The 12,972-nt window shown below is 69.3% G+C and carries 12 protein-coding genes; 6 read left to right on the top strand and 6 right to left on the bottom strand.

Annotated elements, in window-relative coordinates; all coding sequences use genetic code 11:
* Positions 1-93: 93 nt before the first annotated feature.
* The 3 genes from BM396_RS17665 to BM396_RS17655 form a co-directional block, all read right to left on the bottom strand.
* Positions 94-957: an alpha/beta fold hydrolase gene (locus BM396_RS17665; RefSeq protein ID WP_043381338.1), complete on the bottom strand. Its 864-nt coding sequence runs from the start codon at positions 955-957 to the stop codon at positions 94-96.
* A gap of 365 nt (positions 958-1,322) precedes the next feature.
* Positions 1,323-2,306 (bottom strand): helix-turn-helix domain-containing protein, encoded by a 984-nt coding sequence (locus tag BM396_RS17660; protein ID WP_043381340.1) that lies wholly within the window; start codon positions 2,304-2,306, stop codon positions 1,323-1,325.
* Between the two features lie 81 nt (positions 2,307-2,387).
* Entirely contained in the window at positions 2,388-2,891 is a 504-nt protein-coding gene (locus tag BM396_RS17655; protein WP_091994883.1) for a YkgB family protein, read from the bottom strand.
* Between the two features lie 557 nt (positions 2,892-3,448).
* Between BM396_RS17655 and BM396_RS17650 the strand changes: the two genes are divergently transcribed.
* From BM396_RS17650 to BM396_RS17625, 6 genes are all read left to right on the top strand, one after another.
* Positions 3,449-4,357: a tyrosine-type recombinase/integrase gene (locus BM396_RS17650; RefSeq protein ID WP_043381343.1), complete on the top strand. Its 909-nt coding sequence runs from the start codon at positions 3,449-3,451 to the stop codon at positions 4,355-4,357.
* Positions 4,358-4,361: 4 nt separating this feature from the next.
* Positions 4,362-5,594: an IS91 family transposase gene (locus tag BM396_RS17645; RefSeq protein ID WP_043381346.1), complete on the top strand. Its 1,233-nt coding sequence runs from the start codon at positions 4,362-4,364 to the stop codon at positions 5,592-5,594.
* Positions 5,595-6,228: 634 nt separating this feature from the next.
* The gene (locus tag BM396_RS17640; RefSeq protein WP_043381348.1) at positions 6,229-6,939 is read left to right on the top strand and encodes a TIGR04282 family arsenosugar biosynthesis glycosyltransferase; all 711 of its coding nucleotides are present in this window, start codon (positions 6,229-6,231) and stop codon (positions 6,937-6,939) included.
* Positions 6,936-8,231 (top strand): MptA/MptB family glycosyltransferase, encoded by a 1,296-nt coding sequence (locus BM396_RS17635; RefSeq protein ID WP_051976005.1) that lies wholly within the window; start codon positions 6,936-6,938, stop codon positions 8,229-8,231. The genes BM396_RS17640 and BM396_RS17635 overlap by 4 nt, the downstream gene beginning before the upstream one ends.
* The gene (locus tag BM396_RS17630) at positions 8,228-9,301 is read left to right on the top strand and encodes a radical SAM protein (protein WP_043381350.1); all 1,074 of its coding nucleotides are present in this window, start codon (positions 8,228-8,230) and stop codon (positions 9,299-9,301) included. The genes BM396_RS17635 and BM396_RS17630 overlap by 4 nt, the downstream gene beginning before the upstream one ends.
* Entirely contained in the window at positions 9,298-10,020 is a 723-nt protein-coding gene (locus tag BM396_RS17625; RefSeq protein ID WP_081948614.1) for a glycosyltransferase family 2 protein, read from the top strand. The genes BM396_RS17630 and BM396_RS17625 overlap by 4 nt, the downstream gene beginning before the upstream one ends.
* Positions 10,021-10,031: 11 nt before the next feature.
* Here BM396_RS17625 and BM396_RS17620 read toward each other — a convergent pair whose 3' ends face one another.
* Genes BM396_RS17620 through BM396_RS17610 form a run of 3 tightly spaced genes read right to left on the bottom strand, consistent with a single transcriptional unit; the run spans position 10,032 to position 12,961 of the window.
* Entirely contained in the window at positions 10,032-10,694 is a 663-nt protein-coding gene (locus tag BM396_RS17620; RefSeq protein ID WP_043381352.1) for a hypothetical protein, read from the bottom strand.
* Between the two features lie 30 nt (positions 10,695-10,724).
* Entirely contained in the window at positions 10,725-12,284 is a 1,560-nt protein-coding gene (locus BM396_RS17615; RefSeq protein ID WP_081948615.1) for a PhnE/PtxC family ABC transporter permease, read from the bottom strand.
* Positions 12,281-12,961, bottom strand: coding sequence for an ATP-binding cassette domain-containing protein (locus BM396_RS17610; protein WP_043381353.1), 681 nt, complete (start codon positions 12,959-12,961; stop codon positions 12,281-12,283). Before BM396_RS17610 ends, BM396_RS17615 begins: the two co-directional genes overlap by 4 nt.
* Positions 12,962-12,972: the final 11 nt, after the last annotated feature.

Genomic DNA, 12,972 nt, shown 5'->3' with positions numbered 1-12,972 from the left:
CAGTCTTGATGCTTCGTGGTTTCGGGCGAATGGGGTCGGGTTCCAGCGCGACACGCTCGGTGCTCCGCTGACGATGTCGGCGATCCGTGGGGTTCAGCGCATGGCCCGGGGGAGGAACTCGCCGATTGCCGTGGCAATCTCTTCGGCATGCGTTTCCAAGGCGAAGTGGCCCGTTTCGAGGAAGCGCACCTGAGCCGCCGGGATGTCGCGTCGGTACGCCTCGGCGCCGGTCGGCAGGAAGAACGGATCGTTGCGCCCCCAGATCGCCAGTAGCGGCGGTTGGCGCTCGCGGAAATAGGCTTGGAAGGCGGGATAGAGCGCGACGTTGCTCGCGTAGTCCAGAAAGAGGTCGAGTTGTGCCTCGTCCGCACCCGGTCGCTCCAGATAGTGACTGTCGAGCGTCGAGCCGTCAGGCGAGACCCGCTCGGGGTCGGGCACGCCGTGCATGTATTGCCAGCGCACCGAGGCGGTCGTCAGGAGTACACGTAGGGCTTGCCGGTTGACGTCCGAGGGGTCGCGCCAGTAGCGCTGGATCGGGTCCCAACCAGCGCTTAAGCCCTCCGCATAAGCGTTGCCGTTCTGCGTAACGATGGCGGTGACCGCGTCGGGCTTAGCCAGCGCCAGCCGCAGGCCGACGGGCGCGCCATAGTCGAAGATATAGAGCGCGAAGCGCTCAAGCCCGACCATTTCGGTGAAGCGCCTGACTACCCTCGCGAGGTTCTCGAAGGTGTAGGCGAACGCGTCGCGCGTTGGCAGCGCGGTGCGGCCGAAGCCCGGCAAGTCTGGCGCGACGAGGCGGAAGTGGTCAGCGAGCCGCGGGATCAGATCACGGAACATGGAGCTCGACGTGGGGAAGCCGTGCAGGAGCAGGAGTGTGGGTGCATCCGGTCGCCCGGCCTCGCGGTAGAACACGTCGAGTCCGTCGACGGCGACGGTGCGGTAGGCGATGCCGGTCATCCTGTTCCTCGTGTCTGTCGAAGGGCGTCGCGCCCGTCCCGGAATATGCGGTCTCGAACGCTTCGCGCGGGTGGAGACGGAGCGCCCCTCCTCTCGCTTCCCAGCGGTGGGATTGGGCGAGACCTTTCCCTAGAGATGCCCACTCGTGCGGCGATCACGGCAATATCGTACGAGGGCTAAGACAGCGCGTCGGCGCCGCGTCGCCAGTCCAAAGCACCAAATTCGGCCGATTGAGCACGCTGCCGCTTTCGAGCGACGGGTTGACTCCGCAAAGTTCGGATCTCCGAGCCTGTCCCGAAAAGTTCGGTCGCTCACCAGTGATGCCCGCCGCGCTCTTCGCCGGGTCAGGATGGCGACCTGCCCGCTCACCCCGCTTCGCCCGGCGGTTCTGGGCGGTCCGCCGGTCCCGGCAGCGGCTCCGCCTCCGCGACATTCACCGCGCTGCGGGCGCGGTAGGCGCTCGGGTCGACGCCGTAGGCGGCCTTGAAGGCACGCGAGAAGTGACTGCGGCTGGCGTACCCCACGCCCGCGGCGATGATCTTCACCGGCATGGGCGAGGCCGTCAGGAGCTGCGCGCCGAGCCGCAGGCGGACCCGCTGCAGGAATTCGATCGCCCCCTCGCCGAAGGTCGACGAGAAGGTTTGTGTGAAGGCGCTACGGCCCATCCCGCACAATGCGGCGAGGCTATCGATCGTGTGGGCAGCGTTCGGCGCATCGAGGATGGCCACGACGGCCCGCACGAGGCGCGGGTCGCGCAGCGCGTCGAACAGTGGCGAACGCGTCCCTTGCTCCCTCAGGTGAACCCGCAGCGTGATGATGAGGCACTGTCGCATCAGGGCCGCGGTCACCTCCTGCGTACCGAGCCCTGGCTGGGCGAGCTCCTCGGCCATGAACGCGAAGGCGTGCCGCAAACGGTCGTTGCTCGAGAGATCCTCCACCATCGCCTCGCGCAACCGGTCGAACAGGCCGATCGAGCCGGCAAAGTCCGCCGTGATCGAGCCGCAGGCGATCAGGATGTCGCGGCTCCCGTCGCCCGCGGTGAGCGTGATGAGCCCGTTCGGCAGAGCGCCCAGCGCGTCGGCTGCGGCGGCCGTGCGCGTCGCGCCCGGGAATCCGAGCGTGTGCGCGGTGCCGCGCGGCGGGATGATCATGGTATTCGGCCCGAACGGGACAGGCGTTTGGTCCTCGACGGCGACTGTGCCCTCGCCGGCTAGCACGTAGTGGACGTAGATGGCGTCCGCGGCACCCTTCTCGGAGAGGCGCCATCCCCGCTGGATCTGGCACAACGCGACGGCGTGGACCTGTACGAACAGCGTGCCCAACAATTTCGGCAGGATATCTTCAGACACGGTCTCGTTTGCCTTGGATCGCTACTCGTGCAGTGAGCCTTGAGGCGGCTCCACATCCCGTCGGCTCGCGCTCTCGAAGACTCAACGCCTCGCCCGTGTCAGCCACGGATTGCGCACGGATGCGAATAGAAGGCACAATGACGCTGCCAAAAGGACGACGTCTTTCAGTAGGAACTGTCCCGGCGCCGCGGAAATTGCGGGAAAACCACCAGCTGTCTCTTCGGCCACACCGGGTGTGCTCACAAAGAAGCTGAGGGTCGACAGGAATGTCAGGGTCGACATCGCCGCCCCGAGTGCGGAAAGCACTGGATTGAAGGCCCCCGCTATGAGCGCGGCGGCCGTCGACAGCTCCAGCACCCCGATGACCATACTCGCTCCAGCGATTCCGAAGAGCGTGTGAAGCCAACTCATCAGGTAGCTATTTGCGATAAATGGCGCGATTCCTGCTGCCTCATAAGCCGTAAATTTCATTCCCCCAAACCATAGAAATATTATTACTAGCGCCCATCTCAACAATCCGAGCAATGACAACGAAGCGGTGCCGCGTTCGGCTATCGAAAACAATGGTTCAGCCGTGTCCATCATGTCACCTCATAGTCGTCTCGCAGCGGCACGCCGCCATTCCGCCGCAAGGCTTCTGGGGGCCGGCGAGCCCGTGTTGCCAGAACCGCGGGATCGGACTGTTTGAAGAGGCCAATCGCCGCCACTCGCGCCACGAATCCGTTATGCCTCTCGCGGCCCATCAATGGCAGGAAGGCTGGAGTGATGAGTTTCATTCCTCGGCGGCATGGACGTGACCGTTACCCGGCGGGTTCGACGCCGCGACGGACTGCGGTTCTGTCCTGTTCGTAAGCCTCAGCGCTCGAGAAATCCGCCCCGAACACCACGTGAATGGTGGTGGCTCCCCGCGTCGACCCTGCGTACACGAGCCAGTCGTGCTCGCGTTGCGGGTGTCTAGTGATCGAGATCCGACGCTTGGTACCTGCCTGCGGCGTCCGCAACGGGTGGATGAACGAACCCGCTCGCGCGGGATGGGTGGCAGCTTCGAGGCTGGCGGATTGACCCGAGCGCCCTGCGCCAATTGAGCGCCGCCCAGCCCGGGCGGACGATCCCGGCTCTCTTACTTCGAGTGGAGCCATCCCATGACCATCCTCGCCGTTCCCGCCGCTGCCGGCGGCTCGCTGCGCCAGCGCCTGATCGACGACATGACCCTGCGCCGGTTCTCCCGGGCGACGCAGCGCAACTACATCCGCGACGTCGGGCGGCTGGCCGCCTTCCTGCGGCGATCACCCGATACCGCGACCGGCGACGACCTGCGCCGCTTCCAGATCGCCCAGCAGGAGGTCGGCCTCGGCGTGCCGACCATGAACGCCATCGTCTCCGCCCTGCGCTTCTTCTTCGTCCAGACGCTCAACCGCCCCGATCTCGCCCGGGGGCTGGTCCGCCTCAACCAGCCGCGCACCCTGCCCGACGTGCTGAGCGCCGGCGAGGTCGGGCGTCTGCTCGATGCCACGGTCTGCCTGAAGCATCTCGCCGCCCTGTCCCTCGCCTACGGCGCGGGACTGCGCGTGGCCGAAGTCGCCGCGCTTCGGATCGGCGATGTCGACTCGACCCGCATGCTCCTGCGGATCGAGCGTGGCAAAGGCGGCCGCGACCGCAACGCCATGCTGTCGGCCGATCTCCTGGACCTGCTGCGGCGCTGGTGGCGCGAGGGGCACCGGCAGGGCGTCCTGCAGCGCCAGGGCTGGCTGTTCCCCGGGCAGGACTGGACACGGCCGATCAGCACGCGCCAGCTGCACCGCGTCGTCGTCGAGGCGGCGCGCTCGGCCGGGATCCCCAAGCGCGTCGGTCCCCATACCCTGCGCCACTCCTTCGCCACCCATCTCCTGGAGGACGGCGTCGACATCCGCGTCATCCAGGTTCTGCTCGGGCACAGCCGGCTCGACACCACCGCCCTCTACGCCAAGGTCGCCACCCGGACGGTGCGGGCCGTGACCAGCCCCCTCGACAGGCTCGCCCTGTTCCACAGGCAGGGGCCCGCGCCGGGCTGAGGCGATGCCCGCCACGACGGGCACGACGACGGCCGCCACCATCGAACTGGCCGACGTCTTCCGCGCCGCCGGTCCAGCCTACCGCGCCGATCAGGCCGGCCATCTGAGCCTGGACACGCTGAAGGTGATGGCGGCAATCGAGCACTGCCGCACGGCCAGCCTCGGCGGCCATGTCGAGGGCTGCGATGCGTGCGGCCACCTGCGCATCGCCTACAACTCCTGCCGCAACCGGCATTGCCCCCGCTGCCAGGGCGCGGCGGCCCGCGACTGGTTCGCCGCGCGCGAGGCCGACCTCCTGCCGGTCGGCTACTTCCACGTCGTCTTCACCCTGCCGGCCGAGATCGCCGCCATCGCCTTCCACAACAAGGCCGCCGTCTACGACCTGCTGTTCCGAGCGGCGAGCACCACCATGATGCGGATCGCCGCCGACCCGAAGCACCTCGGGGCCCGCATCGGTCTCACCGCCGTGCTCCACACCTGGGGCTCGGCCATGACCCACCATCCCCATCTCCACATGATCGTCCCCGGCGGAGGCCTCTCGCCGGACGGGACCCGATGGGTCGCGTCGCGCCCTGCCTTCCTCCTGCCGGTGCGGGTGCTGGGCATGCTGTTCCGCCGCCTGTTCCTCGAAGGGCTCGCCGCCCTCCACGAGGCCGGGACGCTCGTCTTCTTCGGCACCCTGGCTCCGCTCTCGGATCCCAGAGCCTTCGCCCGCGCGCTCGCCCCGGTGCGCAGGAAGCGCTGGGTGGTCTACGCCAAGCCGCCGTTTGCCGGGCCGAAGGCCGTGCTCGCCTACCTGGCGCGCTACACCCACCGCGTCGCAATCTCCAGCCGACGCATCCTCGCCTTCGACGGGGCGAGTGTCAGCTTCCGCGTCAAGGACTACCGGCGCGACGAGGCCGGACGGCCGCGGGTCATGACCCTGTCGGCCATGGAGTTCATCCGGCGCTTCCTGCTCCATGTCCTGCCGCGCGGCTTCCACCGCATCCGGCACTACGGCCTCCTCACGGGCGCAAACCGGAAGGCGGGCCTGGCCCACATCCGCGCGATCCTCGGCGTCCCGGCCCCGCCTCGCCCCACCGCCGACGCGCCCGATCCGCAGGACAGCCCCGGCAAGGCCCGCTCGCCTTGCCCCTGCTGCGGCGGTCCCATGATGATCGTCGGGGCCTTCGCGGGCTGGCATCAGCCCCGGGGGCCGCCGTTCCGCTCCACGTCGCACCGGGCCGGTTCGCCATGACCCGGCATGGCCTGACGCCGCCAACCACCCGCGGAGCCGCGCCCCGGGGCATGCCTCACCGTGTGCCGAATGCCAGGATGGGCCGCGCAACCGCGATCGTCGAACCCCGGTCGGCTTCGCCAAGACCCGGGGGCCCGCCAGTCCGGCAGCCCTCAGCCTCGCAACCGGCGAGGTTTGCCCACCGTTGCCCCGCCCCTGGGGGCGACGCCTAACCCAAATCCCCATAGGACCGCCCGCCATCCCGCGGGTTCGTTCATCCACGACTTTCGTACGCCTCGCGGCGACCGAAACTCTTCAGGATTTTTGCCGTTCCGTTTTCGAGCGCAGAACCGGAAAAGCGGACACCCTGCGATTGGCTGAAGCTGGCCGAAAGCGGCTGGTCCGCTTCCGCGTGCGGCCATGGCAACAGCGGACAGCCCTTCTCCCGGAGGCTCGCGCCACACTATGCGTCCGGTCTGTACGGGCTCCGAATGGCCCGGTGCAGGCATCCCGCAGATCCTCATCAGCCGCGAGAGCCATACCCGATCGCACTTTGTGATTTGGCTTTCCAGCAACAATTTGCTCTCCCTTTGCTGCGGACGCATCGTCCCATCACAGCTTCGGGCGCGCGGCGCTGCGCCGACATGGGGGATGCATGACGGCAGCGCTCGGGATCATGTGCAAGGCCCCGCGCCCCGGCCTGACCAAAACGCGCCTTGCCGCACGCCTCGGTCCGGAGAAGGCAGCCCGTCTCTCTGCCTGTTTCCTGGCGGATGTCGCCGGTGTCGTGCTCGCGGTCCCGGAGGCGCTGGACAGGCAGGGATACGGCATCTATGCGCCCGCGGGATCGAAGGCCGAGCTCGCTGCCATCCTGCCGCCCGCCTTCCGCCTGCTGCTTCAGGAAGGATCCGATTTCGGGGTCATCCTCGGAACGGCCGTGCGTCGTCTGCTGACCGAGCAGGCGCACGACTGTGTCGTGCTGATCAACTCCGACTCGCCGACCCTGCCCGCATCGCTGCTCACGGACACCGTCACCACCCTGCGACGGTCCGGGGACCGCGTGGTGCTCGGGCCCGCCATCGACGGCGGCTACACGCATATCGGGCTGAAGGCCGATCATCCCGAACTCTTCGCCGGCATCCCGTGGAGCACGGACGCAGTGCTGGCCCGTACGCTGGAGCAGGCCGCCGCCATCGGCCTGGAGGTTAAGGTGCTTCCCCGTTGGTACGACATCGACGACGCGGCGACATTCCGCCTCCTGCAGGACGAGATCGCGGGAATCCCGCCGGCGTTCGCCGCGGACGGCCTCGTCGGGGGTCAGGCGCCCGCGACGCGCGCGCTGCTGACCCAGTGGCGTGACGCGTGAGCCCTGTCCGTCGCCTGACGGCCCTCGGCATCGCCGGAACCGTGCTGATCGGGCTCGGCATGCCGCTCCTTCGGGGCTTCGGCGACGATGTGTTCCTGGCGCTCGCCTGCGCCGGCGGCGTGATCGCCGCCCTGGCCGCGCGCATGGACGACCTCACGGGACCCCGGGTGCTCGCCATCATTGTCGGCGCCGGCCTCGCGATGCGGCTCCTCGCGCTGTCCGCGCCGCCGATCCTTTCGACCGACATCTTCCGCTACGTCTGGGACGGGATGGTGCAGGGGGCCGGGATCAACCCCTACCGCTATGTCCCGGCCGACCCGGCGCTGACATTCCTGCGCGACGCGCAGGTCTATCCGTTCATCAACCGTGCCGACTACGCGGCGACCATCTACCCCCCGGCGGCCCAGGCCTTCTTCCTCCTCGTCACCCGCATCTCGGCGAGCCCGCTCGCCATCAAGGTCGCCCTCGTGGCGTGCGAGGGTGTGACGATCTTCGCCCTGATCGGTCTGCTGCGCCTCACGGGACAGTCGGAGGCCCGCGTCGCAGCCTACGCTTGGCACCCACTTCCGGTCTGGGAGATCGCGGGCCAGGGCCATGTCGACGGCTTGATGATCGCCCTGATGATGCTCGGTCTGTGGCTGGCGCTGGCCGTCGGCCGCCGTTACGCGGGCGCGACATCGGTGGTGCTGGCGGCGCTGGCCAAGCCGTTCGCCCTGATCGCGCTGCCCGGCCTGTGGCGACCCTGGGACTGGCGGATGGTCGCCCTCGTGCCGGTCGTGATCGCGCTCGCCTATCTGCCCTACCTGTCCGTCGGGAGCGGCGTGCTCGGCTTCCTCGCCACGGGCTACGCCGACGAGCAGGGCCTGTCCTCGGGCTCGGGTTTCACGCTGCTGCGGCTCTGGCGGCAGTCGGTCGGGATGTGGCCCCACGACACCCAGATCTACCTGACCCTGTGCCTGATGACCCTGGCGGCGCTGGCGCTGCGCACCGGGTTCCGGAGAATCCGGATGCCGAAGCGGAGCCTGCGCGACATCAATCTTTCGATCGTGACGTTACTCTTCCTGCTCTCGCCCGAATTCCCATGGTACTTCCTGATGGCCGTGCCATTTTTAAGTGTCGCTGCCACGCTTCCGGGTTGGGTCCTCACGGTGGGAGGCTTCATGCTCTACGACGTCGTTCCTGGCGATCCGCAGCTGTCCTATGACGCCCGCTCGGCGATCCTCGCCGCCCTGGTGGCGGCCGCGGCGCTGGTGCAGGTCGGAATCCGCCGCCGTTCCGGGCTCATCCGATGAACACGGCCACGCAACCCGCCGCGCCGGCCGTCGACCCGCGCCGCTACCACGAGGCGGCGCCGCGGACGGTCGAGACCGTCGTCGAACGCATGCCGGTCTGCCTCTATCTGGAGGTGACGAACCGCTGCAACCTGCTCTGCACCACCTGTCCGCGCACATATGTCGAGCTCGAGCCGCCGGCCGACATGAGCTGGGCGCTGTTCACCTCCATCGTCGATCAGGTGCCGGATCTCAGCCGCGCCGTGCTCCACGGCGTCGGCGAGCCGATGCTGGTCAAGGACCTGCCCCGCATGGTCCGCTACCTCAAGGATCGCGGAACCTACGTCCTGTTCAACACCAATGGCACGGTGCTGTCGGAGAAGAACGGGCGGGCCTTGATCGAGGCCGGCCTGGACGAGCTGCGCGTCTCGCTCGATGCCTCGACGCGGGCCTCCTACATCACGGTGCGCGGCAAGGACTACTTCGAGCGGATCCTGAAGAACGTCCGGGCCTTCCGGGCGCTGCAGGAGCGCGAGGGCCACGCGAAGCCGCGGGTCTCGGCCTGGCTCACGGGTCTCAAGGAGACCCTGCCGGAGCTGCCCGCCTTCGTGCGGGTGGCGGCCGAGGCCGGCGTGAAGGAGGTCTACCTCCAGCGGCTGGTCTACTTCGCTGACGACGCCCTCGGTATGGCGCGTCCGGATCAAGCCCTCTACGAGCGCATGGAGGCGGACGAGGCCCACTACCTCACCGAGGCCGAGGCGGTCGCGCTCGCCCTCGGGCTCACCTTCTCGGCCTCGGGGGCGGCGAGCGAGCCGGGGATGAGCCTGCGTCGCGACACCGACGGCTCACCCTGGTCCCTGTGCCGCCGGCCCTGGAACGTCATGTACGTCACCGCCAACGGCCGGGCGCTGCCGTGCTGCATCGCGCCGTTCTCGCAGCGCGGCTACGAGAACTACACCCTCGGCGACGCCACGCAGGACACCCTGCGGGCGATCTGGAACGGCCCGGCTTACGCGGATTTCCGGGCCGCCCTGCTCTCTGACACGCCGCCGCAGGCCTGCGGCAATTGCGGGCTTCGCTGGAGCCTGTGACCGCAGCAGCCTTCGTCACGGCCGTCGTGCCCTGTCTCGACGAGGAAACCGCGATCGGCGGCGTCGTTGCGGGGCTTCTGGCGAACGGGGCCGACGCGGTCCTCGTCGTCGATGGCGGCTCGCGGGACGCCACCCGGGAGCTGGCGGCCGCAGCGGGCGGGCGCGTGATCCTCGAGCGCCGCCGCGGCTACGGCCGGGCGATCCAAGCTGGGATCGCCGCGCTGCCGCCGCAGACCTGTATCATCCTGTTCGTCGACGGAGACGGCAGCGACCGGCTCGATCGCGTCCCAGCCCTCCTCGATCCGATCCGCGCGGGCCGGGCGGAATTCGTGCACGGCTCCCGGATCCTTGGTGATTGCGAGCCGGGCGCCATGAGCCCCCAGCAGATCGTTGCCGGCCATCTCGCGGGCTGGCTGCTGCGGCTCACCTACGGCGCGCGCTTCACCGACATGTCTCCGTTCCGAGCGATCCGCCGCGACGTGCTGGAGCGCCTCGGTATGCGGGACGAGACCTATGGCTGGAACCTCGAGATGCTGATGCGCGCCGCCGCGGCGGGCCTGCGCTGCGAGGAGGTCGCCGTCGGGCAGCGTCCGCGACAGGGCGGCGCCTCGAAAGTTTCGGGGGACTGGCGGGTGGGGATGCGCGCCGCCTGGGTCCTCGGTACGACCTTCCTGCGCCTCGCCCGGGCCCTGTCCCGCGAGGGGCGCCCATCCGGCTGACGCGCCGCCCCTCAGGTCGCGACGCGGACGAGGCTGGCGGCCCATCCGAATGTGAGGCCGGGGGGGTAGCGGCGGCGCAGCGCGGCGTCGAGGCCCAGGCTCCGGCCTGCCGCGAAGACGCTGAACAGGGCCATCAAGCCGCCGAGGAAGACGTAGGTCCACGGCCATTCCTGCGGGTGCAGGTACAGGCCGAGCCACAGCTGGGCGACGAACGCGACACCGATCGCTCCGACGATCCGGACGCCGAGCCCGAGCAGCAGCGACACCGCGAAGGTCAGTTCCGTAAAGAACACCAGCACGTCCAGGAGGTAGAAGTTCGGCGTCGGCAGCAGCACGCCCTTCACGAACTCCCGGTGGATCGCGAAGGCGGCGTTCGTCACCTCCTCGCCGGTCCAATAGTACAGCCCGTTCTCGGTGGAGAAGAGCGGCAGCTTCCAGAGCATGCCCTGGAACCACATGCCGCCGATCAGGACGCGCAGCACCCACAGGGTGACATCGCGGCCGGTCCGCTGGGCCGGGTCCTCGATCCACTCGCGGATCGCAATGACGATGCTGGCCAGGATCAGCAGCGCGAGACCGGCGGCGACCAGCCAGCGCCCCCAACCGAGGGCTACTTCGTCGCTCTGCTGCCCGATCAGGAACAGCCACGTGTCGGTGAAGGGGTCCGTCCGCATCGCATCGATCCTCTCAAGGGCTACGCGCCATCAGGTACAGGCGGCCCGCAGTGGCGGGTCGGCCACGGACCCGGGCAGGGGCTTGGACAGGCGTGTCGGCAGGTCGCTGAGGCGCAGCGAGCGGCGCAGGGCGCGCGACAGGGCATCGACCAGCGCGGTCAGGAGTGCCGTGGCGACGATCAGCAGCACGGCCACGTCCAGGCGCAGCTCGGAGATCGCGGCGTCGACGTAGAAGCCGAGCGTCGCCACGCCCAGAATGCCGAAGATCGCACTCTCGCGCAGGATCAGCTCCCAGCGATAGAGCAGGTAGGCCAGGAACTGCCCGTAGAGCCGGGGCAGCGTCTCGTAGGCGTAGAGGTTCAGGCCGGTCGGCGCATCGGGGCGGTAGGCAAGGTCGTCGGCGTGGCGGCCCATGAGGTAGCCGACGATGCCGGTATTGTGGATCGTCAGCGCCAGAATTGCCGGCAGCATCGAGGGCCCGAGCAGCTGCAGCAGCACGTAGGCCAGCATGTATTCCGGGGTCGAGCGCACCACCACCAGCAGGACGCGCCCGAGGGGCTGCCCGATCGGCCCGGCGAAGCGGCGTGAGGCGAGGGGGAACAGGATCAGCGCGCCGAGGCCGGTCGCCACCAGCGCGATCTGCGCCAGCACCAGAGTCTGAAAGGCGCCGGGCAGGATCTGCTCCGTGACGATCGGCCGGAGCCAGAGCCCGAACCGGGCCCAAGTGGCCGGGTCGAAGAGCGCGCCGGACCGGAGCGGGCTCGGGACGATGTCGTGGCCGAGGAAACGGCCGAGGCTGGTCAGCCAGCCGGTCGCCCCGATGGTCTTGGGCAGGGCGAGGATGCTCGCGACGAGCAGGACCGGCAGGGTCGAGAGGCGCATCCAGAGGCGGCGCGAGCCGATCAGGACGTAGAAGATCAGGAGCAGGGCCCCGGCCTCGGCGTAGCGGCCTTGGCGGAAGGCGGATTCGAGGTAGAAGCCCATGGTGGGCAGGCCGATGAAGCCGAGCACCAGGGTCGAGCGCATGGCGCATTCGAACCGGTAGAGCGTGTAGTGCCGGAAGGCCGCGGCGACCTCCGGCAGGCGGGCGTAGGCGAACGCCGAGAGGGCGCCGGTCCCCGCCGGTAGGACCCGCAGGGCGGACAGATCCGCCTCCTCGATGATCTCCGAATAGACTTTGGCGCAGATGCCGGCGTAGGGCAGTGCGATGGCGAGGATGCCGGTGGTCGCCGACAGGCCGAACACCTGCGTCAGCAGCAGCGCCCAGAACAGCTCGTGGACCGAGCGCAGGCCGGCGCAGGCGAGCCGCACGCTTCGGACCTTAGCGAACGGAATGGCGAGGACGAAGCCAGCCCCGGCTCCGAGGGTGACGCCGAGGATCGCGAAGGCGACGGTGTAGACGACGCTCCAGATCTCCACCGACGGGAAGTCAGGGTGGATCAGCCCGGCGACCAGGCGCTGCAGGTCGGCCCAGGGGTGGAGGCTGGTCACGGCGAGGTCGGCCAGGAGGAGCGCTGCCGCCGCGCCGCCGACGAACCAGCGGGTCGCCGTCGCGTAGCCCGCGCCGGGCATCAAACGCGCGGCCTTCATGCGGCCTGCCCGTAGAACGGGACGAGGGCCGCCTCGTCCAGGTCGCAGGCGGGCGCGTCGAGGACGATCCGCCCCGCATCGAGGACGACGATCCGGTCCGTGTGCGCCAGCGCCAGCGCGATGTCGTGGAGCGCCAGAACGAGGGTCTGGTGGCGGGCGGCCATCCGCTCCAGGATCAGGCCGCCCTGCCTGCGGTCCAAGGCCGAGACCGGCTCGTCGCCGATCAGGATCGGACGCCCGTTGTAGAGCGCCCGCGCTACCGAGACGCGCTGCTGCTGGCCGCCCGACAGCGCCCCGGCCTTCGCCCGGACCGCGTCGGCGAGCCCGACCTCCCCGAGGATCCCACTTACCTCCGCGAGATCGGCGCGGGCCGGGAACGCCAGGGTGCGCAGGTTGTGCAGGGTCGAGCGCCGGTCGAGGCGGCCCATGTAGACGTTGTGGAACACCGAGAGCGTCCGCACCAGGGCGGCCGCCTGCGGGATCAACGCCACGCGGGCGCGCGCCTGGGCGTGGATCAGCCCGAGCAGGGTGGATTTCCCGGCCCCCGAACGTCCCATTAGCGCGACGCGCTCGCCGGCCCAGATGGTGAGGTCCACGCCGAACAGGACGGGCTTGCCGTCATAGGCCGCCGTCGCGCCGGACAGGACGACCTCGGCTTCGCCTCGGGTCGGGCTCACGGCGGCGCGCC

Source organism: Methylobacterium sp. UNCCL125, assembly GCF_900116795.1.
Lineage (GTDB): Bacteria > Pseudomonadota > Alphaproteobacteria > Rhizobiales > Beijerinckiaceae > Methylobacterium > Methylobacterium fujisawaense.
Note: the sequence above shows the minus strand (reverse complement) of the source record. Positions and strands in the feature narration are given on the sequence as shown.

What these genes read in the sequence shown, in the direction of transcription:
- BM396_RS17620 (WP_043381352.1), bottom strand. Translation starts at nt 10,694, where the DNA reads ATGCGGACGGACCCCTTCACCGACACGTGGCTGTTCCTGATCGGGCAG.
- BM396_RS17645 (WP_043381346.1), top strand. Translation starts at nt 4,362, where the DNA reads ATGCCCGCCACGACGGGCACGACGACGGCCGCCACCATCGAACTGGCC.
- BM396_RS17665 (WP_043381338.1), bottom strand. Translation starts at nt 957, where the DNA reads ATGACCGGCATCGCCTACCGCACCGTCGCCGTCGACGGACTCGACGTG.
- BM396_RS17650 (WP_043381343.1), top strand. Translation starts at nt 3,449, where the DNA reads ATGACCATCCTCGCCGTTCCCGCCGCTGCCGGCGGCTCGCTGCGCCAG.
- BM396_RS17655 (WP_091994883.1), bottom strand. Translation starts at nt 2,891, where the DNA reads ATGATGGACACGGCTGAACCATTGTTTTCGATAGCCGAACGCGGCACC.
- BM396_RS17630 (WP_043381350.1), top strand. Translation starts at nt 8,228, where the DNA reads ATGAACACGGCCACGCAACCCGCCGCGCCGGCCGTCGACCCGCGCCGC.
- BM396_RS17640 (WP_043381348.1), top strand. Translation starts at nt 6,229, where the DNA reads ATGACGGCAGCGCTCGGGATCATGTGCAAGGCCCCGCGCCCCGGCCTG.
- BM396_RS17615 (WP_081948615.1), bottom strand. Translation starts at nt 12,284, where the DNA reads ATGAAGGCCGCGCGTTTGATGCCCGGCGCGGGCTACGCGACGGCGACC.